This is a genomic window from Paenarthrobacter sp. 10L412 (assembly GCF_056395565.1).
The window spans coordinates 276,438-296,896 of record NZ_JBFTJT010000006.1 but is presented as its reverse complement, the minus strand read 5'-3'; the positions used below and the strand labels follow the sequence as shown (position 1 = coordinate 296,896).

Below are 20,459 nucleotides of genomic sequence, written 5' to 3'. Positions count from 1 at the left end.
ACCCTTTCAGGAGTCAATTCCAGCTGCGGCGAAGTCGGCGCCGGCGAACCAATGCCTTCAACCCGAGCCGCAGCAGCAGCAGACGGCGCATCATTCGCTGCGCGCCGGCCCAACTGTTGCAGCGTCACATAGGCGCTTCCGAAAATGAGAGTGACGATGATGGCTCCGGCCAGCCAACCGATGACTCGTTGCATGCCTCCATCTTCGGCTCAATCCGGCCGAGACACACTTCTTAACGAGTTCTTAATTGCCCTCACGGAGGATTGGAAGAACGATACGTCCTGCCGAAGGGTCCCATGTTCCCGCAATCCACACCTGGCCCTGTACCAGTACAGCGTCTGCCCGCACCCAAACACTGGCTGGCCGCTGGGCCTATTTTGGTGGCAGTCGTCATCGCCGTCGGGCTGACGGTCCAGTCCGTGCCAGGCTTCACGTCGGCTGAGCTGGCTGTGGATCAGAACTTCAGCCGCAACCATAACCCTGTCCTGACCGGTTTAGCCCTGGCCTTGAACCTGCTGTTCGAGCCTGTGGTGGGAGCGCTGGTGGTGCTCGTCACAAGTCTGTATCTCCTGCTGATTCGACGTTCCCCACAGAAAGCTGTGCTGTTTGCCCTCACGGTGGGTTCGGGATGGTTGAGCTGCCAGCTGTTCAAGGTGGTCATCGGCAGGATCCGGCCAGACCCGGCACTCTTGTTGGACCCGCTGGCGCCGGAGCCGGTATCCAACAGCTTTCCCAGCGGACACACATGTCTGGCCGTCGCCCTGGCCATTGCAGCGTATTTCCTGGCCCGGGGTAGCCGCGCGGAGAAGCCGGTTCTCTGGACAGGAATGATCCTCGCAGCGATCGTCGCCTGGTCCCGTGTCTACATCGGCGCGCACTATCCACTGGATGTCATGGCATCGTTTCCGGCAACCATTGGCGTCGTCGTGCTGATGGCTGGTCTCTGGAACCGTCAAGCACCTTCAATCGTGGCCCGGCTGCAGTCCGCCAGCGACCGGCGCGCAACAATGGATTCGTGATCACTGCAACCAAGCCATCCCTGCTCCTGGTGGAAGACGACGTCGTCCTCGGGCCGCTCATCGCCGAACTGCTGGAGCCGGACTACCAGGTTCACGTCGCCGTCGACAGCCATGAAGGCCTGCATCGGGGACTCTCGCGGATCTGGGATGTGATGGTGGTGGACCGGGGCCTGCCCGGCATGGACGGCATCGCGCTGATTGCCGCGCTCAGGTCCAGGGGTATCGCCACCCCTATCCTCATACTCACCGCCCTCGGCGCAACGGAGGAGAAGGTCAGGGGACTCGACGCCGGCGCGAATGACTACATGACCAAGCCCTTCGACATCTTGGAACTGGGGGCCCGGCTAAGGGCGTTGACCCGCAGTTACCAGGAAGAGTTCAAGACCTTAAGTATTGGAGACTGGGAACTGGACCCTTCTTCCAGGTCCATCCGCTCCATTCACGGCTTCCTCGCCTCATTGACTGCCAAGGAGAGTGAATTGCTCGCGACGATAGCCGCGCAGCCGGGCCACGTCTTCACGCGGGAAGAGCTGATCAATGCCACCTTCAGCCAAGGTGAACTGCCCGGAGTGATCGACACCTACGTCCACCACCTGCGCCGGAAGATCACCAGATCGATAATCCGTACAGTGCACGGGGTGGGGTACCAGATCGGCGATGCGAATGACTAAACATCCTGCTCCTTTGGACCCGGACCAGGCATTCCTGCGGAGGGCATCCATGAGAATCGCTCTTCGCATCAGTGCCGCCTGCGCAGTTCTGGTCCTCTGCCTCCTGGCGGCGTCCACGCTCTACCTGCTTAACCAGTCCGGCAGCCCGGAACCGGCTGAACCCGGCGCCGTGTACGCCTATCTTGATACCAACGATCTGATCAAAGCCATGATCATCGCGGGGGCAACCGGCATCCTGCTGGCTGGGGGCATCGGCTGGCTCAGTGCCCGCAGTGCGATCCGTCCGCTGGGCGAAGCGCTGGCCATGCAGCGGCGCTTCGTCCAGGACGCCAGCCATGAGATGCGCACGCCCTTGGCCATCCTGGAGGCCAGAATTCAACTGGCACAGCGCGGCACAACACCTGATACGGACGCCGCCCAAGCGCTTGCCCGGATCCGGAGCGACACGTCTGCACTGACAGCGATAGTCAACGAGCTCCTGGAATCTGCCACCGGAACAGGACAGGAACCGGACATTGCCCTGACCAACGTTGCCGGCGTTGCCCAGGACGTGGTGGACAGTATCCGCCAATTGGCCGTTGACCGTGGCATCACAGTGGATTGTTCCAGCGTGGGGCAACCGCGGGCGCTTATTGATCCTCAAAGACTGCACCGTGCCATCCTGGGTCTGGCCGAGAACGCACTCGTCCATACGCCGGCGGGAGGCCACATAATGGTCGCCACCAACGTGGCCGGCGGCCAGACCACGATCACCGTGACCGATACGGGCCCAGGCATCGCCGGCATTGACTTGGCGCGGATCTTTGACCGATTCGCCCGAACAGCCCATCAGGGCGTGGGCCAGCAGCAGCGCAGTTTCGGAATCGGGTTGTCCCTTGTTCGCGAGATCGCCGTCGCCGCAGGAGGCTCCGCGGATGTGGCCTACACGGGCCCGGAAGGCACCTCCATGAGGATCACATTGCCCGTAGCAACGACGAAGCCGAGATTCCCACGGGAGGGTACAGCGCAAGGCTCCCTCCGGCGTCGAGCTTCACGGCGCTTGTAGCCCAATCACCGGCCCAGCGGCGCGGGACGCACCCGAACAGCGGCACGGGAAGCGATGACTGAAACGGCGGTGAACGCACCGGCAGCCATGATTCCGGCCAGAACAACAATCTGGAACCGTCCAGCTTCAAGGGGTGAAACGCCGCCGAAAATCGCCCCAACAAAGGCACCTGGAAGAGTTACCAGCCCCGTGGTCTTCGTTTGGTCAATGGAGGGAATCAACGCTGAATAGACGGCGCGACGGGCCAATTCCAACGTTGACCGGCGAGGTGTTGCACCCAAGGCCAACCACCCTTCCACTTCCTCCCAGTGATCATTAACGGCCTCCGAGAAACGGCGTCCAGCCAGGGTGGCCGTGGTCATGGCGTTGCCGATGATGATGCCACCAATCGCCAATGCATAACGTGGAGTCAGCTCAACCGCGCCAGTGGCGAAGATGACGCCGAGCGTCACGGCGATCCCCAGACCCATGGATCCGCCAACGAGGCCAAGGGTTTTCCAACTCCACCCAATGCGCCGGGTAGCAGTTGTTGCAGCCACAGCAAACATGATCAGCAGCGCCAGCGCCACGAAGACGGGACTTGAGATGACACCGCTGAGGATGACACTGATAGCGGCCAGCTGAACTGTCCCCCTCAGGATCGCCAACGCTGGCGCCCACCTGTACGGCACTTTATAGGTGGTCAGCACTGCCGCGGTCAGGGTCACGAGGAGGCCGATCCCTAGCAGGGTCGGCCCCAAGGCCTGAATCGTCGTCATCGGGTCAGCCTATCGAGGCGGTTGCAGCTGCCCGAGGCCGACCCGCGCTACACCGGACAGGTCAGGAATTTTCCATTACCGGAGAGCTTCAAACGGCGTAGCTCGCCCGTGGCTGTGGTCCCAGTGTTTTGCAACGCTGTCACCTGAACGTCGACTTCAGGGTTGTGGCCGTCAAGGATGGCGGTGGCGAAGATGGGACTGCTCGGCGTCAAATCCAAAGTTGCAGACGGAGGCAGCACAGGGATGGAGACATAGACGCTGCTGGTGCTCATCTTGCCGCCGACCGTCATCACCGTGGGGGAACTCAGACCTGCGATGCTGATCCGGACAGTGCTCGTAGTTATCTGCGTGCAGGTCAACGTCAATACGACAGGCGCGCTGGGAGTTGGGGTTGGTGTGGGGGTAGGCGTTGGCGTGGAAACCGCGGCTCGAACAGTCATGGTTGCGTTGGAGCTCTGCTCCCACAGCCCGAATGCGGACGTTCCGCCGATGCCCACCAATACGGTCAGGCAGAAAAGGCCAACCGCCCAGGCTTTGGCCGAGGGGCCAGTTCCCCGCTTCACGCAGACTGCCTTTCCTTTCGCGAGCCCCGGATTTCCCGGAACATGGTGAACCCACCGTAACCGATCAAACCCACGGCGCCCACGGCCAGCCACAGTGAGCGGTCGCTGTTGCCCAAGGCGTTCGCGACGAACCCCACGAACGGCACGGCGTACAGCAACTTGCCGCGCACCTGGATCTCACGAACGGGCTGGGGATCCGCGACGTCGTTGTTGTCGCCCTTGGTGGTGAGCGTCTTCTCGCCCGTCTGGAGGAACCCGAAAGCAATGATCCTGTGCGTGATGACACCCGGCTTGCCCGATTCGATCTGGTACGTAATCACGTCGCCGAGCTTCAATTCGTCAAAGTCCGCTGCCTGCGAAACCAGGAACGTGCCAGGTGCGTACTTCGGTGCCATGGAGTTGGTCAGCACGGAATACGTTTGCGAGCCGGTCACCCTGGGCAGCATGATCAGCACCGTGACTGCCAGGAGTGCAAGGGAAAGAAGTACGACGCCGAGTCCCCGGCCGATGCGGGCCAGTACCCGTGCGTTGGAAGAACGTTCTGAGGAAAGCCGGCCGGCTTCCTTCAGTTCCCCATTTTCGGGTTCGACTGCGACGGACGCGTCGGCGCCAGATTCGCCAAATGTGGTGTCAATCGTCGTGTCCAGCACGAGCTCATCAAGGCTATTGCGATCTACGAGGGTACTAGGCGCAACCATTGGGAACCCCACATTTCTGACGAGCGTGCAGCGGAAGAGTGATTGAGACGGAATTTCCCTCGACGCTGGAAGGTGCGGCAGCGTCCAAGGTCACCTTGAAGCAGAGGGTGGAGGTGGCACCTTTGGCGATTGCCGGCGTCGTAAATCCTGCCCCGGTCAAAGGCTGATAGCCGCTGGCCGATGAGCATGCGGTGCTCGACGCGGCGCTGGCGGCAGTCACAGTGAGATAGCCGGCCATGGTGCCCCCGGATACGTTGCTGACAGTAGGCGCCGTAGCGGTGACGGTGATGTCAAAGACCCCACCGGCGTCGCTGGCGTTTCCGATTCCCATGGACGTGTAAACGGAGCTGCCGCGGGCCAGGTCCGCCAGGGGCGCCTGTGCCGTGGTCAGTGCCAACGTGGTCGCTTGGTCATTGACGGTCATGGGCACCGAGGACCCGGAAGGGTTCCCTGTCAGGTTGACGGTAAAACTGGATGCTTTGACCGTGCCCGGCTGGGCAACAGCGGTAGCGGACCAGAGTGCGTACGTACCTTGGACGGCCATGAGCCCCAGGAGCACGGCCGCGACCATAAGGCCAGCCGTCTTGATGCTCCTGGGGATTCTCATTGACACTCCTGTTGAAGTTGTTGCGGGGCAGGACTACTGGAGGCCGGACTGCTGGACCTGTGTCAGGGTGAAGGATACGTTGCCCAGGTTCCTGCTTGCGTTGTTGTCCGTGCGGGTTGAGGTGCTGGACTTGAATTCGAAGGTGATGCTCGCCGTGACATGCTGCGAAGTGGTGAGCGGGTTGGCGATGACGGCCCCGTGAGCGTCCGTCAGCTTGGGTGACGTAACCGTGACGTTGGAGGGATCGAATCCTGCGCCTGCACCGGTGTTCGCGGCAACGAGGTTGGCTGCCATTTTGTCGCCGGTGAGGGTGACGTCCAGATCCTGTGTGTAGGTCAGGAGATCGCCAGGAACCACCAGGTACGTGGCGAGATTGACCGGGTTGCCTGCGCGGTCGGTCCAAGCGCCGGTTGCGGCTTGGACATTCAAGTTGCCAGCCACGATGGTGCCCGCTGCTGCGGAATCCGAAGCATTCCACCAAGCAAGTGTTCCTCCGCCACCCAGGAGCAGCGCTCCACCAAGTGCCAGTGCCGCTGCGCCTTTAAGCATTGTTGTGTTTTTCACCGTGAGACCTTCTTTCGTGTTGTTGTGGCTTCTGCCTTGCGATTACTTTCGCGGTCTCAGATCAAGGGTCCATGCGGCACTGGCTCAAGGTTGGATCAAGTTTTTCCGGGTTTGAAACCGAAGATGTTGCAGCCCCGAAATAATCCGTAAAGGTGTTTGTAATCTCGTAAAAATATGCTTGACGCACTGAGGGAATCTGCCCAGTGTGGGAATGTACTCAACCATTGAAGGGGCGGCGCTGATTACGATGCACATCAAGGAATTCTGGAATCAACTTTCACCGGAAACGCAGCAATGGCTCATCGATAATCCGGGAAGCATGATCATCCCGCGCACCCAAACGGCCATCCTGAACAACGAGACGGGTGAGGATAGCCCTGTCGACGGGCACGGAGGCACCTTGCTTACGGAAGAGGATCGGGACTTTATCCGCGCCCAGGCCCAGCGTATCGAGCCGAAGTAAGCTGCCGCCGTCGAGCCTTAACGCCCTGGTGCTTTAGCGCTTCCTGGCCGCCAGGCCGAACAGCCACGTCCCGCCAAGGGCTGACAGGTACCCGGCAACCACAATGAATGCAGTCCCGGCCCAGAAGTAGTCAACGGTGCTGTCCGGGCTGAGTCCCGGCATGACCTGGAGCAGTGAGTAGCCGGCGACGATAGCTGCCAGGAGCAAGGCAGCGGCGGTCAACCATACCCAGAGTCGTGACGCTGCCCAGTGCTCGCCGTAGCCTTTCCAAACGTTCCAGCTGGTCCCGCTGCGAAGGATCAGCCATCCGGCAGGAAGCATGACGGCGCCAACCACGAGGAAGGCGGCTACGACGTCGGAGGGCCGATGCCATTGGTTGATGAGTGTCGAAACCCCGGTGGCCACGGCGAAGGTGCTGCCGAGGAGGCCCGCCAGGGGCCGCCAGCGGGGCGAGACCATGAGGAAAACCGCAGCAGCAGCAGACGCCGCCAACGTTGTGTGGCCGGAGGGCAGAGAGTTCAGTTCAAGTGTTTGAACGCCGCGGTCGGGCCTGTCCGGGATAAACAACTTCAATACCTGCGTAGCCAGGTTGGCGGCAATGCAAGCGGCCACGGCAATTCCGGCGGCAGTCCAACGGCGACGCGCCACAGTCACGAAGAGCACCACGATGATAGCGATCGCCAGTGACAGGATGGGCAGCATATCCAGGAATTTGGTGGACGCCCTGCCCGCAGATCCGCTGAGTTCGGTGGCCTCAACCAATGCCGATTCGTCGATGAACTGACCCATAGTGGTCCGCACGAAGAAGTAGTACGTGAGGACCAAGCCCAGAATGCTGGCCATGGTAGCCAAGGCGAAAAGCAGCCCTGTACCGACGCCGGGCTTGCGACCTTGTGCTGACCGGCCAGAGGACATGGCTATGGGGCGGGACTGCTGGGAACTCATTGAATCAAGACTGCCACAGTTCGCTGAAAGGCTCATGTGAGGACGCATCGGGCGCGGCGCACATACCGGCGCTCATACCAATAAGGCGCCTTATGGTCAAGGGCAGATGAGCCTATTCTTAACGTATGGAACCTACTACAGGCCTGATGCTGGCGTTGCTGGCTGTGATTGTCTGGCTGGGGATCACCATTGTGCCGCTGGTCCTGTTGGCTCCGTCGCATTCCCAGGAGGAAGATGGGGCCTCGACCCATCGGAAGGGTCGGCGTGACGGCCGCAGGAGGGCGTTTTCGGGAGCACGGCCGGTCTTCTCACACTCATCCGCGAGCACGCGATCGCTGCGGCATCCTCGCATCCAGCACTGAAACGCCAGCCGACGGCGGGTCGCCGTCTGGCGGTGAGTCCCCAGCCGGCCGTGGGTCGGAGGAATTGAAGTGGCGCCGCTTTTGTCGGTTGCGGAGCCACCGTTCGACGCTGCCCATGGCGCGGGTCGCAGTAGCCCAGTAGGCCACGCCCACGAGCAATGATGCCGCGAGGGCCAACCCTTTGTGGGTCTGTTCAAACAGCGGATACACCAGCCAGTGCGTGACGTAGATATACAGTGATGCGCTGGCCAGCAGAGCCGTGATGCGGTGCAGGCCGCGCGGCACGGGCAAGGTAGGAATCCAGAGAAGGATGAGGAAACCTACCAGGATGGTCGCGCTGCGGTGTTCGTTGCTGAAGGACCCGGGGATCGTGAGTAGGGCGAAGGCGGTCATTGCGGCGCGTTGCCACCACTCCCGCGATACGGCAGCAGCCCATCCGAAGGCGAACAGCCACAAGACAGGCCCTTGGCCAGGATAGGGCAACTCGATGATGTCGAAGCGCTGCAGGAGGTCGATGGCGGCCAAGGCGAGTGGAAACGCCCATGGCCATCTGCGTGCAGCACGGTCCACAGCGGGGATAGCGAGCAGGAGAGCCAGTCCGATGAGGATATGAACCAGCACTTCAACGAACCAGAAGCGGGACATATCCGTCCACCCCTGGGGACCAACGATTGAGTTCAACAAGAACACGTTGTGCCAGCCGTAGTCGTCAGTCACGGCAAAAGCGACGCCGATGACCAGGACGCTGGGTACGGCGATCCGCACGACAGCACGCAATTGCCTCCGGAGCCGTTCCCGCCGGGATCCCGTTAGCTGGAAGCGGGCAAAGTTATACCCTGCCACTGCCATCAGCACGTGGGCGGTGCCTTCCCAGGAGAAGAACTTGATGTGCGTTGCCACAATGAAAATGATGGCCACCGCGCGGAGCACGATTCCCGTTTCCATACGTGCTGTCAGCTTCCCCCGCCAGTTCCGGAGAAGTGCCTTGGCGCGCGCCTCTTCATGGGCTGGATCGGCTTCGGCTTCACGTGCCGGGACAAGCTCGCAAATGGGCATGAGGTGCCAGCCTTGCGGGATGCGGCCAAGTACACGCTCAAGCCTTACCGACGCCGCCACGTAGGAGAGCGAGTCTCCGCCAAGGGAAACGAAGCTGTCAGTCTCTGTAATGTCGGGGCGTTCCAGGACCTCTGCGAAGATCTCAAGCAAAGTCTCCGTCCCCGGGTTTTCTGTCCTGGGGTGGGTCTCCGGCTGCTCTGGCTCAGTCTGCGCAGACAAAGCAAGGATGGCCGGGTAGTCAGGCTTCCCGTTGCCGAGCCGTGGAATGTCGGGCACCGCATGCAGTTGGACGGCCGCGCGGGGGACACCTAGATCCTGCGCAAGGCTCTTTGCGACCAAGGCAAGATCGTGGTGGCCTTCCACGGCTGCAACCACGACGTCGTCTGAACCAGCGGCAGCGGCGGTCAGGCCAAGATCTGCAAGGAGTCGCTCAACACGTCCCAAGTCAACGCGGAGCCCAACGATCTTCACGAAGCGGCTGCGCCTGCCCACAATCTCATAGAGTTCATGAGGTCCGACCCGGGCAAGGTCACCGGTGTGGAGCTCGGTGATTTCCCGGCCAAGGGCCAGGTCTTCGGGCTTCTCGGCGTATCCCAGTATGACGTTTGGCCCGGTGTAGACGAGCTCCCAGTCATCCAGGCCCGGCACTGGTTCGAGCCGGAATTCTCCTCCGGGAATCGCGACGCCGATGGCATGTGGATGCTCCGCTGCAAGGTCCGGTGGCAAGTAAGCCATGCGGGCTGTGGCCTCGGTCTGCCCATACATGACGAAAAGGTCCCAGCCGCGCTCCCGGCCCAACTCTGCATAGGATCGGACGCGCTCGGGAGCCAGACGACCTCCAGCCTGGGTGATGTAGCGCAGGCTCGGAACATCCATGTGCTCGAATCCCACACGGTCCAGAAGCTCGAAACTGTAGGGGACGGCAGCGAACGAGGTCACGCCCTCGGTACGGACCAGGTCCCAAAAACATGGATCCACTACGGAGAGGTCTGTCAATGCCAAAGATGCACCCACCAGCAAATGACTGTTCACCACGCTCATCCCGTAGCAATAGGAGAGGGGAAGTGTCGTGGCGGCAATATCGCTCGGACGCAGGTGCAGGTACTGTGCGATGGCCTCTGCGTTCGCCTGAATGGAAGCCGCGGAAAGGCGAACGAGTTTCGGCGAGCCTGTGGAGCCTGAAGTGCTCACCAAGAGTGCCAGATCCGAGTGCAGTTGGTGTGCTGTCTCATGGCGGCGCACGTCCAGGACAGGCTCGCCGTTGGAGGACCGCGCAATGACGTCTGGATCGTAGGCGGCAATGAGTGTTTGGGCTGCTTTTCCGCCGCCGACCGGCAGGATCAGCAGTGGATGGCCCGATGCCAGGGCCGCGAGATACACGGTCAACGACGGCAAGGTGTTGTCAGCTTCAAGGGCAACCAGGCGGCGCTCAGGGCCGAGTTGGCGCGCCATGTCATCTACGCGCGCGGCAAGGTCGCGGTAGCTGATGGAGTGCTCGCCTGTGCTGATGGCGGTGCGGTCGCCGAAGGACGCCAGGTTAGTGGCGAACGAAATTTGGGCAACGTCCGGATGGGTAGTCACGAAAGACTATGTAACAAGGTAAACCTAACCTAACTCAACTGGATAATGCCTCGGCGAAGAATCATGACGTGGCTCCGGCCCTCCGGTTAGGGCCGGGCGGTGGGGTGAGGTCGGTGCAACATTCCCGTGACGATTGACACGTGTTAGGTAGCAGGAATAGGCTACCTGACACGTGTTAGGGAAGGAAATCTACATGCCGGGAACCAATGGGGCTTTGCGACAATTCACACGCAGAACAGCCCTCACAGCCCTCGGTGCCGGGATAGTCGGAGCAACAGCGGCGTCATGGCCGCGATTGACCGGGACAGACATTCCTGGCCGGGGAGACAACAGCCTCAGTATCGCCATCATGGGCACCGCCGCTGACGCCGCAGCCCGCCAGAAAGTCATCGACGCCTTCGCCAAGGTCCACCCAGAGATCAAGGTCAAGGTCCAAGCCATCCAGGCCGTGGACTGGAAGGACTTCTTCACCAAGATTCTCACGATGGTCGCTGCAGGCACACCGCCGGACGTTGTGTACGTGGCCACTGAAGGTGCCCAGCTCTTCGCCGAGAAACTGGCCCATCCGCTGGACGAGTACCTGCGCCGCGACGCCGACCACATGAAGGAGTACTTCGAAGACGTCCACCCCAGCTTGGTGGAAGCCTTCATGTACAAAGGCAGCCTGTTCCAGCTCCCCATCGACTGGAATGCCGCCAACATGTACTACAACACCGCATCACTCCGTCAGGCCGGCTTGGAACGCCCCGCCGACGACTGGACGCACATGGACTTCCGCAGCACCCTCGCTGCGATGAAGAAAGCCAAGCCGCAGGACTTCACCCCCTATTACTGGACCAACCGTCTCTTCGGTGGAGTGGTGCCGTGGCTCTACGCCAACGAGACCAGCTTCCTCAAGGAAACCAAGTCCACCGGCGGCGAATGGCTCTGGGACGGTTTCTACGCCAACGATCCCTCGCGCAGCCTCCGCTCCGGCGGCTACCAGTGGCTCGAACCCAACGCGGACGACCCCCGCGTCTTCGAATCCTTCGACTACCTCCGCGGCCTGGTCAAGGACGGACTTGGTGTCCGGCCAGAGGAAGGTGGCGGTGGCGCACTGATCGGTCTCTTCGCCTCCAACAGGATCGGTACGACGCCGGCGGGCGGCTATTGGGTACAAGGCCTCCACGAGGCAGGGATGACAGAGAACGACTTCGACGTCCAGTTCTTCCCGAAATGGCGGACCCAGCGACACCAATTCGGCACGGCCGGCTACGCGATCATGAAGACCGCCAAGGACAAGGACGCAGCCTGGGAATGGGTGAAATTCAGCTCCAGCAAAGAGGCCATGCAGATCGTGTTCCCCACACCGAACACCACTCCCGCACGCCGATCCATGGTCAACGAGAAACTCTATGCCGGCACCGGTCCACGGAACTGGAAAGTCTTCTACGAGACCCTGGACAAATTCCCCACTACAGGTCCCATTCCGGCACCACCCCAGCAGGCCGCCGTCGAAACAGCCCTCATGAAAAACGTATCCCTGGCCGTCAGCGGGGACGAGCGCCAACTCAAGCAGGCCCTCGAATCAATGCAGCGCGATCTTGAACTGGCCCTGAGGAGGCAGCCATGAGCACCGCCACCAGCACCCCCACCGGGACCGGGAAGCAGCCGGGCGGCCGTTTGGCCTCCCACAAGCACAGCCAGCCCTCCAAGCGTGGCCGCGTCCAGCAACGCTGGCTGCCGTGGGCTTTCCTTGCCCCGACGATCGTGGGCATGGGCATCTTCACCCTGCTGCCAATCGTCGCGTCCGTGGCGCTCGCCTTCTTCCGCTGGGACATCATCTCCGCGCCGACGTTCGTGGGCTTCGATAATTTCGCCGAAGTAGTCCAGGACCCGACTGTTCGCGTCTCGTTCCTCAACACCATCGTGTTTGTCATCGTCGCCGTAGCCCTCCAGCTGGGACTCGCGCTGGGCCTGGCGATCATGGTGCAGGAGAAACTCCCGGCCTGGCTGAGGGTGTTCTTCCGCTCCGCCTTCTTTTTCCCACTGATCCTGTCCGCAGCTTCGGTGTCCATCTTCATGCGCTATCTCTTCAACGAGCAGTTTGGCGTGGTGAACTGGCTGCTCTCGCTCGTCGGCGTCCCTGCGGTGCCGTGGCTGACGACGCCAGGTGGTTCGGCCGCCGTCGTCATTCTTGTGTACGTGTGGCAGAACTTCGGGTTCTCATTCCTGCTGTTCATTGGTGGGCTGGCCTCGATCCCGGTGGAGACGTACGAAGCCGCTTCGATCGATGGCGCCACGGGCTGGCGCAAACACTTCTACGTGACGTTGCCGCTGCTGAGCCCCACCACCTTGGTGGCATCGGTGATGGCCATCATCAACGCGCTGCAAGTGTTCGATCAGCCCTACGTGCTCACACGCGGCGGCCCGGGTGACTCAACGCGTACCGCCGTCATGGTGATCTTCGAGTCCGCGTTCCAACGCCTCGAATTCGGCCAGGCCTCGGCGATCGGCGTGATCCTGACGCTCATCATCATGGCCATCACAGCCGCACAGTTCCGGCTCAGCAAACGATTCGTCTTCTACCAGTAAGGCCCGCCATGACCCTCATTTCTGAACGTGTTGAAACCACAGCGCCTGTGGTTACGCGCAAGAAGCGCGACTGGTCAGTTGCCGGGCGCGTCGCCGCTTTGCTGATCGCAGCCGTCTTCGTCCTGGGTCCCGTTCTCTGGACGCTATCCACCTCGCTGCGACCGCCGTCGGAATCCTTCAAACTGCCACCGGCGTTCCTGCCCCTGAACCCGGATCTGGCGTCCTACCAGCAGGTGTTCAAGCAACTCAACATTGTGGGACTGGTACTGAACAGTGCCCTGGTGACCGGACTGATCGCCGTCGGGCAGATGCTCACCGCAGCCCTTGCGGGTTACGCATTCGCGCACCTTCGTTTCAGGGGACGGGGCGCGTTGTTCTCGATCGTGCTGGCCACCATGATGGTGCCTGCGCAGGTGACGATCGTGCCGGTGTTCATGCTGATCCGCGGCGTCGGGCTCTCGGACACGCTGCTCGCGTTGATCATTCCGGCCATCCCGACGGCGTTCGGCACCTTCCTGATGCGACAGTACTTCCTGGGGCTGCCCGGTGAGCTCGCTGAAGCGGCTGCGATCGACGGCGCCTCGCCGTGGCGTACCTTCCGCTCCGTGTACGCCCCACTGGCTGTGCCGGGCCTGGCGATCGTGGGCATCCTGGCGTTCAACTTCCACTGGAACGAGTTCTTCAGGCCACTCATCATGACCATCTCCGAGCAAAACTTCACCCTGCCCCTGGGCCTGGTGTCGCTGCAGGGCAACCTCGGCACCGGAAGCATCTCCGTGGTGCTCGCAGGCGTCGTCCTCTCCATGATTCCCGCGCTGGTGGTGTTCATGTTCGGCCAGCGCGCACTGCAGGACGGACTCACCGCTGGAACGGGCAAGTAGCTTCTCTTATTGAAAGGGTTCCAGTGACGGACCTTGCACTTTTTGATTCCCTGTTGTCTGTTTCGGCGCACCCGGATCCGGCGTTCCCGCGCTTCCACCCGCGCCCGGCCCAAGGCTGGATCAACGATCCCAACGGCATCAGCTACATCAACGGCCGGTACCACGTCTTCTTCCAGTACAACCCGGAATCGGCCCGACACTCCCAGATCCACTGGGGACACGTGAGTTCCTCTGACCTGATCCAGTGGGAAGAACACCCAGTTGCGCTTTCGCCCCAGCCGGGCGGTCCGGATTCCGCGGGCTGCTGGACCGGCGTGGTGACCTCTGATGGTGATGTGCCGACCGCTTGTTATTCGGGTGTGCAGGACCACGGCGGCCATTCGCAGGTGGTGATTGCCCGTGGTTCGGCCGATCTGGTGACGTGGGAGCAGACTGGCCACGTCGCCGCGTCCATGCCCTCTGATCCTCTGGTCACTGCCGTGCGGGATCCCTTCATCTTCCACTTCAACGGTGCTCGGTACGCCATCCAGGGAGCGGGTTTATCTGATGGGCGCGCCGCTTTGCTGCTGTACACCGTGGAGGACATGGACTCCTGGCAATACCAGGGGATCTGGCTGACCTCTGCCGATCCGGTGGCTGCAGTTCACGCACCGGCCGCGATTTGGGAGTGCCCGCAACTGGTGCAGGTGCCTGACTCTTCCGGCGGCTCCGCCTGGGTGATGATGTTCTCGCTCTGGCTGTCCGGCGATGACCACGAGCACGCCAACGGGGTTGGGCACCTGATCGGTTCCCTTTCCTCGGACCCCGCGACGGGGTTGCCTGTGTTCGTGCCGTCCTCCGGTGGGAAGTCGGATCTTGGGCGCGACTTCTATGCACCGCAGATTGTCCAGCTCGCTTACGGTTCCGCTGCTTCTTCGCCTGCTGCGTTGTTGTGGGGGTGGGCCAACGAGGGTCCCGGACGCGACGGCCGCCGTGGCCGCACCCAGGAGGAAATCGACGACGCCGGATGGTCGGGCGTGCTGACACATCCTCGCGTTCTGTCCTTGGTTGACGGGGCACTGGCTGTTTCCCCGGCGCCTGAGGTGTTGGCTTACAGGGGTGCTGCGGTTTTTGAGGGTGCTGCTGGTGCTTCGGATCCTGCGGGCTCGATGGTGGTTCCCGCGTTTGCCGAGGTGCTCGTGAAGGGTGGTGCTGTGCCTTCTGGTGACGTGTCTTCCGGTGACGTGGAGCTCGTGCTTGTCTCGGGTTCAGATAGTGACTCCGGGGACATCCGGCAGGTCGTCTACTCGGGTTCGTTGGCTCCAGGAGAGGAGCTTCGGATCCTCATCGATGCTTCCCTGGTGGAGGTCTACCGCACGGGTTCGGTCGCCACGACGCTTCGGGCCTACCCGACGCCCGGCGAGGAGTGGCAGCTCACCCTGCCCGCCGGCGCAACTGCCAACGTGTGGGAGTTGACGCTCCCCGAGTAGGCGGCAGGCCGACGTCGTGCGTTGTGGGGCCTGCTTTGCATCCCCACCACCTCCCTAACTTCGCAAGCTCAGCCAGGGAACCCGGGTGGTGTGGGCCCTATTTGACGTGGGAAACCCGCTATTCCGTTGTTGCCCGACAACGGAATAGCGGGCCAACGACGAACTGGTCAGCGCGTTGGCGCAGGGCCGGTTGATTCCCGGATAACCAGTCGGCAGCGGACCATAGTTTCCACGCTCGTGTCTTCCGCGCCAGCGGATACGCCTTCGATTGTGTCCAGGAGCGTCGTCATGGCCGCGCGTCCGATCTCACGCAGCGGCAGGGCCATGGTGGTCAGGGCGGGGACCATGGTGTCGGCGATGCGTGCTTCGTCGTCGTAACCCATCACCGAGAGATCCGTAGGGATATTGAGACCCAAACGGGCAGCGGCCAAGGCAACGCCGACTGCCAGACGGTCATTCGCGCACATGATGGCCGTGGGCCGCTCAGCCGGGGACACGCCGTCGAGCAGTTTCATGGCGCCGTGGAAACCGGCGTCGATATCCCAACCCGCCATGGTGATCCTGTCCGCGCGAACCGACAGGCCAGCAGCGGCATACGCATCCCGGTAGCCCTCAACGCGCAGGGGAGCGGCCGGGGACTCCTCGGCCCCAGCGAGCAAGGCGATGTCCCGATGGCCCAACTGCAGCAGATGCTCGGTAGCTTCCCTGCCGCCGGTGACCTCGTCCGGGATGACGTGATGAAGTTGAGGCTTGGGGCTGCTGTCGTAGCAATTGGCCAGGACTGACGGGACCCGCAGCATGCCGTGGGGGACGTCGAGCGGCTTCAAACCCACGGTCACGTACATGAGCCCGTCCACTTGGCGGTCCAGGAGGGTTTCGATTGCGCTCGCGTCCCGGGCGGCGTCGCGCTCGGTGTCCATGACCACGGTGACGAAACCGCGGCTACGGGCGACGTCGTCCGCGCCACCGATGATGTTGCCGTCGAAGGGGCTGACCACAACTTCGTCAGACACGATGCCGATCACCCGGGAACGCTGGTTCCGCAGGCTGAGCGCGATCGCGTTGGGGGAGTAGTTGAGTTCCTGTGCGGCCAAACGGATCCGGTCCTGGCTCTCCTTGGCCACGTTGCCATCGCCGCGGCCATTGAGCACCAGCGAGACCGCGCTCCTGGACACCCCCGCCCTCTTGGCGACGTCCAGTGCAGTGGCCTTGCGGTTCATCGGGAGGTCCTTCCATCCGTCATTTGTCAGCAGTCTACCTAACGCGTGTGAGGACGGGTGCCTACCGGGCCGTGGGAGCCGAAGAAGGCAGGTTGTCAGGGACCATAGCCCATCTGGGAGAACATCGACTGCATCCAGGTCATGGCCTTAATTGAGCCCACCACAACGTAGAGCAACCACGCCGCGAAGATGACGCCTACCGGCCACCACCCTCTTCCCGGGGCCACCTTGTTCACGATTGCTGCCCGACCAATCACGTAGACAACCCCACCAAGAAACGCCCAAGCCCAGTGGAATGGAGCCAGTACGCCCACGTGGACCAAGCGCCGATAGTCAAGGGCTGCCAATGCGATCGAGGCACCGTACACAACCACCAGGCCGCCCCAAAGGAGAAAGTAGCCCACGTTGAAAAGCGAGGACGGATCAGGGGATGTGGTGCCCTTGCTGGTCGTGTAGAAGCGGATCTCCGGGTTCCAGGACAAGAACAGGACCACCATCAGCAGGGGCAGGCCAGTGATAGTCCAGATATAGGCGTTGTAGACCGGTGTCTTCTCACTGATCAGTGGACGCTGAGCGGCCAAAGGCGAAGCGGGTGGCCCTAGGTGTGCTGTCCATGTAACGCCGTCCCACCAACGTAAGTATCGCGGATCCGCAGGGTCCGGGTACCAGCCAGATACCGGCGTCGGAGTCGATGCTGAATCCGGCGATGGGGTGGACCCCGATGCTGCGTCGGCCAATTTATCCCCCTGCGTTAGGGTCCATCAAAAGACGTCCTGGATTGGTGTCAGGACATCAGGCGTTGATCGAATATCCGAACTGGGAGTACAGCGATTGCATCATGTTAGCCATCCAGATGCCGGTCACGATAAGGGACAAGACCACCATGCCAATGAGCGCCCACACCGGCCCCATCCCACGGCCGGGAGCTACCTTCCGGACAATCACCGTGCGGCCAATGACGTACACGACGGGGCTCAGGAAGCACCACGCCCAGTGGAAGGGACGCACGACGCCGGAACGCGCCAGCCGCCGATGGTCCAAGTAGGCCATCAGGACAGACACGCCATAAACAATGAGCCCCGAGGCTTGGAGCAGGAAGTAGCCAGGCGTGTACATCGACATTGGATCGATGGTAGTGGTGCCCTGCCTGGTGGTGATGGTTCGGAACTCGGGCTGCCAGGTAAGCAGCAGCAGGAGCGACACCAGCGGCAGCAGCACCAAGGCCCAAATGAAGGGGTTGTACACCGGCGTCTGGTTGCTGATCAGGACCCGCTGGAGCGGCATGAACTGCTGGCCGGCTGGTGCCAAATGCGCTGTCCACTGAAGGCCGTCCCACCAGCGCATCTGCTGCGGGAAGGAAGGATCCGGGTACCAGCCGGCCGGCGTCGTGGAACCGTTGGGTGCGTGCGTCATATTTCCCCTGAAAATGAGTCGTGAATCAGAGGATAGCGCGGTTCTCTTCTTCCGTTCGGATGGCAACCCTCCCTTTAGCTTTCGTGGCGGTGTAAGCATGGAGCATGACGTTCTTCGACGATCTTCCAGAGCCACCCCAACGTCCGCGCCAACCCCAGCCACTCCGCCCCGGATGGTCTGGTCCGCCGTCGGACGAGTTGCCTGGGGTGGTTCACATCGGCGAGTTCGTTCACCACAGCCGGCAGATGGTGATGGCACTGAAGCTGGTGGAGGTGTACTCCACGGGATGTGCGTTGGACCTCGTGTGGTCGGTCCGCCGTGGCGACGAGTCGGACCGGGAGTGGCGGGACGTCATGGATCGGTCCTTCAACCATCCGCGCTCAAGCCTCGATACCGGGACAGGTTTACAGCTCGGCGTCGCTTTCCCCGATGGCCGCAAGGCAGTTGCAGCCATCCACGGGCCGTCCATGTACGAAGGGACCGAGGACGTCACAGGCCCCGTCCTGACTACTCTTGGCGGCGGTGGCGGGAGCAGCACTGACGAGATCGTTCAGTCGACGGCGCACTACTGGTTGTGGCCCCTGCCGCTCGACGGCGATACCCAAGTCGTTGCTAAATGGGATGAGCTGGGGATGCCGGAAAGTTCCCTTACCTTGTCCGGTGAGCAGTTGAGCGATGCACTGGGCAAGATACGGAAATACTGGACGGAGTAGGTGCGGGGTTTCACATGGCTGGCCTAAATGCGCCGCCCTACAGTCATGCCAAAGGATGCTGGCAGCCTCTCCACGAGTGCGGCTGCCTCGACGGGCCCCGAGGTATCGACGCCGATCGTTTGCCCGATCCCAAGTGGACCGCTATTCGTCGACCATTCTGCCCAGTCCGGCTCACTGGGAACTATCGGATGAATCTCATGTCGCTGACGATCAACGTAGCGTCTCCAAGCGATGCTGGGAGGAACTTCACACCAGATTTCAACCACGTCCGGACTACCTGAATGAGCCAAGCCCTCAAGGACAAAATCAAGGTCGCGGGGCCGGTACCACCAGGACTCAACGATCACGCTTCCCGGAATTGCTGAGACTAGCCGCCACATCGTTTCTGAAGAAATCCCGCCCAGCCTTCTGCTGCTGATCTGTCCAGGACAGATATCCGCGAGGGCTTCCTTAATGTCGTCCTTCGACACAACAGGGATATTCATCTCCTTGCCCAGGAGCTTGCTCAGGGTGGTCTTGCCGCAGCCCGGCAGCCCATTTATCAAGATCACGGATTCAGCCATAGTTCATTGTGTCGATGTGCGCGGGGGATCTGCGACCGACATGCCACGTAGTGCTGACGAGATCCGCTTCCGGCTTTCGCCTCTATTGTTAAGCGCATAGTCTGCGTATCTAGGGGAGTGGTGGCGGTGGTCAAGGGACCCACAGTTTACGATGTTGCGGAGCGGGCGGGGGTTTCGATTGCCACGGTGTCGTTTGCTTTCAGCCAGCCTCACAGGGTCAAGGATTCGACGAGAAATTCTGTCCTGGATGCGGCTCGTGACCTCGGGTATGTGCCCAGCGCCAGCGCCCGCGGCCTTGCCAAAGGACGAACGGGTGCCCTTGGGCTCTTTGCGTTCGACTTCCTGAATTTCCTGCCCGATGCCGAGGGTATGAAGAAGGACCGCGCCGCTGCTGTGGTGGCGCCTAATGATAATTGCCGTTTGTTTCCTGTCTGGGTTGACGAAGTCCAACGAGGCGTCCAACTGGAGAGTTTCAGCCGGGGCTACGCACTGATGATCGGCGGAGGAAACAAGGCCAGCAGCGAGCGGGCAGTGACTGACATTGCGGGGCGCGTCGACGGCCTGATCATCTTTCCGCGCACCATACCTGCAGAGATGACACGACGCATTTCGGCCCGCATTCCCGTTCTTGAACTCTCCGAACCCTCGCACGATGACGGCCTTCACCATGTGACGGTGGACAACGCCTCCGGCGTGCGGCAGCTGATGGAACACCTGCTGGGAGTTCACGGGTTCAAGAAGTTGATGTTCGTCAGCATCCCCAACGTAGAGACGGAAGTACGGTACAAGGCCTTTAGCGCTGCCATGGACGCCCACGGGTTGGACGTTCTACCCGCGTTGGAAAGCAGGCCCGGCGCCAGTGCTGTGACTGCCGAGTGGATCGCGGACCTCCGGGGCTCCGGTTCCCTCCCCGAGGCTTTCGTGTGTGCCAACGACGAAGAAGCATTGGTCGTCATGGAGACACTTAAGGCTGCCGGCGTCTCGGTGCCGGGCGAGGTTGCTGTAACAGGTTTTGACGGTGTCGTCGCCGGACGCCTGGTCAGCCCTGCATTAACTACGGTCCGCCAGCCAATGGAATTGATGGGCCGCACGGCGGTGGAGATCCTGGTGGATGCCATCTCAAGGCCCGATGCCCCACTCGTCGAGAGGCAGCTGCCGGTGCATCTTGTGGTTCGCGAAAGCTGCGGCTGCCCAAGAACGTAATCCCAACGGAGTTTCCTCCGAAACTGTTGTCAAAGTCACAGTAATGCGCTTAGATTGAGTACACCCACCGATCTAAGCGCATTGAGTCCCT

The 20,459-nt window shown here is 61.7% G+C and carries 21 protein-coding genes; 10 read left to right on the top strand and 11 right to left on the bottom strand.

The window, feature by feature from the left end; all coding sequences use genetic code 11:
• The first annotated feature begins 296 nt into the window (after nucleotides 1-296).
• Genes AC1DD7_RS09415 through AC1DD7_RS09405 form a run of 3 tightly spaced genes read left to right on the top strand, consistent with a single transcriptional unit; the run spans nucleotide 297 to nucleotide 2,735 of the window.
• Entirely contained in the window at nucleotides 297-1,019 is a 723-nt protein-coding gene (locus AC1DD7_RS09415) for a phosphatase PAP2 family protein (protein WP_477514726.1), read from the top strand.
• Complete coding sequence (locus AC1DD7_RS09410; RefSeq protein WP_477514725.1) at nucleotides 1,016-1,690, top strand: response regulator transcription factor; 675 nt, start codon at nucleotides 1,016-1,018, stop codon at nucleotides 1,688-1,690. Before AC1DD7_RS09415 ends, AC1DD7_RS09410 begins: the two co-directional genes overlap by 4 nt.
• Nucleotides 1,683-2,735, top strand: a complete 1,053-nt coding sequence (locus tag AC1DD7_RS09405) for a sensor histidine kinase (RefSeq protein WP_477514724.1) — start codon at nucleotides 1,683-1,685, stop codon at nucleotides 2,733-2,735. The genes AC1DD7_RS09410 and AC1DD7_RS09405 overlap by 8 nt, the downstream gene beginning before the upstream one ends.
• Nucleotides 2,736-2,740: 5 nt before the next feature.
• Here AC1DD7_RS09405 and AC1DD7_RS09400 read toward each other — a convergent pair whose 3' ends face one another.
• Genes AC1DD7_RS09400 through AC1DD7_RS09380 form a run of 5 tightly spaced genes read right to left on the bottom strand, consistent with a single transcriptional unit; the run spans nucleotide 2,741 to nucleotide 5,925 of the window.
• Nucleotides 2,741-3,493: an ABC transporter permease gene (locus tag AC1DD7_RS09400; RefSeq protein ID WP_477514723.1), complete on the bottom strand. Its 753-nt coding sequence runs from the start codon at nucleotides 3,491-3,493 to the stop codon at nucleotides 2,741-2,743.
• Between the two features lie 47 nt (nucleotides 3,494-3,540).
• Nucleotides 3,541-4,056, bottom strand: coding sequence for a hypothetical protein (locus AC1DD7_RS09395; protein WP_477514722.1), 516 nt, complete (start codon nucleotides 4,054-4,056; stop codon nucleotides 3,541-3,543).
• Nucleotides 4,053-4,754 (bottom strand): signal peptidase I, encoded by a 702-nt coding sequence (locus AC1DD7_RS09390; RefSeq protein ID WP_477514721.1) that lies wholly within the window; start codon nucleotides 4,752-4,754, stop codon nucleotides 4,053-4,055. The genes AC1DD7_RS09395 and AC1DD7_RS09390 overlap by 4 nt, the downstream gene beginning before the upstream one ends.
• Nucleotides 4,741-5,361, bottom strand: coding sequence for a SipW-dependent-type signal peptide-containing protein (locus AC1DD7_RS09385; protein WP_442016522.1), 621 nt, complete (start codon nucleotides 5,359-5,361; stop codon nucleotides 4,741-4,743). The genes AC1DD7_RS09390 and AC1DD7_RS09385 overlap by 14 nt, the downstream gene beginning before the upstream one ends.
• Nucleotides 5,362-5,394: 33 nt before the next feature.
• Entirely contained in the window at nucleotides 5,395-5,925 is a 531-nt protein-coding gene (locus AC1DD7_RS09380) for an alternate-type signal peptide domain-containing protein (RefSeq protein WP_477514720.1), read from the bottom strand.
• Nucleotides 5,926-6,136: 211 nt separating this feature from the next.
• Here AC1DD7_RS09380 and AC1DD7_RS09375 point away from each other — a divergent pair, with 211 nt between their 5' ends.
• Nucleotides 6,137-6,388, top strand: a complete 252-nt coding sequence (locus AC1DD7_RS09375; RefSeq protein WP_477514719.1) for a hypothetical protein — start codon at nucleotides 6,137-6,139, stop codon at nucleotides 6,386-6,388.
• Between the two features lie 33 nt (nucleotides 6,389-6,421).
• On the opposite strand, the gene AC1DD7_RS09370 is transcribed toward AC1DD7_RS09375, so the two are convergent.
• Entirely contained in the window at nucleotides 6,422-7,333 is a 912-nt protein-coding gene (locus AC1DD7_RS09370; protein WP_477514718.1) for a phosphatase PAP2 family protein, read from the bottom strand.
• Nucleotides 7,334-7,647: 314 nt separating this feature from the next.
• Nucleotides 7,648-10,332 carry an AMP-binding protein gene (locus AC1DD7_RS09365; protein ID WP_477514717.1) on the bottom strand — a complete coding sequence of 895 codons (2,685 nt, stop codon included), beginning with the start codon at nucleotides 10,330-10,332 and terminating at the stop codon, nucleotides 7,648-7,650.
• A gap of 193 nt (nucleotides 10,333-10,525) precedes the next feature.
• On the opposite strand from AC1DD7_RS09365, the gene AC1DD7_RS09360 reads away from it, so the two are divergent.
• Genes AC1DD7_RS09360 through AC1DD7_RS09345 form a run of 4 tightly spaced genes read left to right on the top strand, consistent with a single transcriptional unit; the run spans nucleotide 10,526 to nucleotide 15,256 of the window.
• A complete protein-coding gene (locus AC1DD7_RS09360) occupies nucleotides 10,526-11,944 on the top strand; it encodes an extracellular solute-binding protein (protein WP_442016517.1) in 1,419 nt (472 codons plus the stop codon).
• Nucleotides 11,941-12,906 (top strand): carbohydrate ABC transporter permease, encoded by a 966-nt coding sequence (locus AC1DD7_RS09355; protein ID WP_477514716.1) that lies wholly within the window; start codon nucleotides 11,941-11,943, stop codon nucleotides 12,904-12,906. Before AC1DD7_RS09360 ends, AC1DD7_RS09355 begins: the two co-directional genes overlap by 4 nt.
• A gap of 8 nt (nucleotides 12,907-12,914) precedes the next feature.
• On the top strand, nucleotides 12,915-13,787 hold the full coding sequence (locus AC1DD7_RS09350) for a carbohydrate ABC transporter permease (protein WP_442004564.1): 873 nt from the start codon (nucleotides 12,915-12,917) through the stop codon (nucleotides 13,785-13,787).
• 23 nt (nucleotides 13,788-13,810) lie between these two features.
• A complete protein-coding gene (locus AC1DD7_RS09345; RefSeq protein WP_477514715.1) occupies nucleotides 13,811-15,256 on the top strand; it encodes a glycoside hydrolase family 32 protein in 1,446 nt (481 codons plus the stop codon).
• Nucleotides 15,257-15,423: 167 nt separating this feature from the next.
• On the opposite strand, the gene AC1DD7_RS09340 is transcribed toward AC1DD7_RS09345, so the two are convergent.
• The 3 genes from AC1DD7_RS09340 to AC1DD7_RS09330 all read right to left on the bottom strand — a co-directional run bounded on the left by AC1DD7_RS09340 (nucleotide 15,424) and on the right by AC1DD7_RS09330 (nucleotide 17,889).
• Complete coding sequence (locus tag AC1DD7_RS09340; protein WP_477514714.1) at nucleotides 15,424-16,476, bottom strand: LacI family DNA-binding transcriptional regulator; 1,053 nt, start codon at nucleotides 16,474-16,476, stop codon at nucleotides 15,424-15,426.
• A gap of 95 nt (nucleotides 16,477-16,571) precedes the next feature.
• Nucleotides 16,572-17,213: a DUF2510 domain-containing protein gene (locus AC1DD7_RS09335; RefSeq protein WP_477514713.1), complete on the bottom strand. Its 642-nt coding sequence runs from the start codon at nucleotides 17,211-17,213 to the stop codon at nucleotides 16,572-16,574.
• Nucleotides 17,214-17,268: 55 nt separating this feature from the next.
• Nucleotides 17,269-17,889 carry a DUF2510 domain-containing protein gene (locus AC1DD7_RS09330; RefSeq protein WP_477514712.1) on the bottom strand — a complete coding sequence of 207 codons (621 nt, stop codon included), beginning with the start codon at nucleotides 17,887-17,889 and terminating at the stop codon, nucleotides 17,269-17,271.
• 104 nt (nucleotides 17,890-17,993) lie between these two features.
• On the opposite strand from AC1DD7_RS09330, the gene AC1DD7_RS09325 reads away from it, so the two are divergent.
• Nucleotides 17,994-18,602, top strand: a complete 609-nt coding sequence (locus AC1DD7_RS09325; protein WP_477514711.1) for a hypothetical protein — start codon at nucleotides 17,994-17,996, stop codon at nucleotides 18,600-18,602.
• 23 nt (nucleotides 18,603-18,625) lie between these two features.
• Here AC1DD7_RS09325 and AC1DD7_RS09320 read toward each other — a convergent pair whose 3' ends face one another.
• A complete protein-coding gene (locus tag AC1DD7_RS09320) occupies nucleotides 18,626-19,165 on the bottom strand; it encodes a P-loop nucleotide/nucleoside kinase family protein (RefSeq protein ID WP_477514710.1) in 540 nt (179 codons plus the stop codon).
• A 126-nt stretch (nucleotides 19,166-19,291) separates the two neighbouring features.
• Here AC1DD7_RS09320 and AC1DD7_RS09315 point away from each other — a divergent pair, with 126 nt between their 5' ends.
• Nucleotides 19,292-20,368 (top strand): LacI family DNA-binding transcriptional regulator, encoded by a 1,077-nt coding sequence (locus tag AC1DD7_RS09315; protein WP_477514709.1) that lies wholly within the window; start codon nucleotides 19,292-19,294, stop codon nucleotides 20,366-20,368.
• Nucleotides 20,369-20,459: the final 91 nt, after the last annotated feature.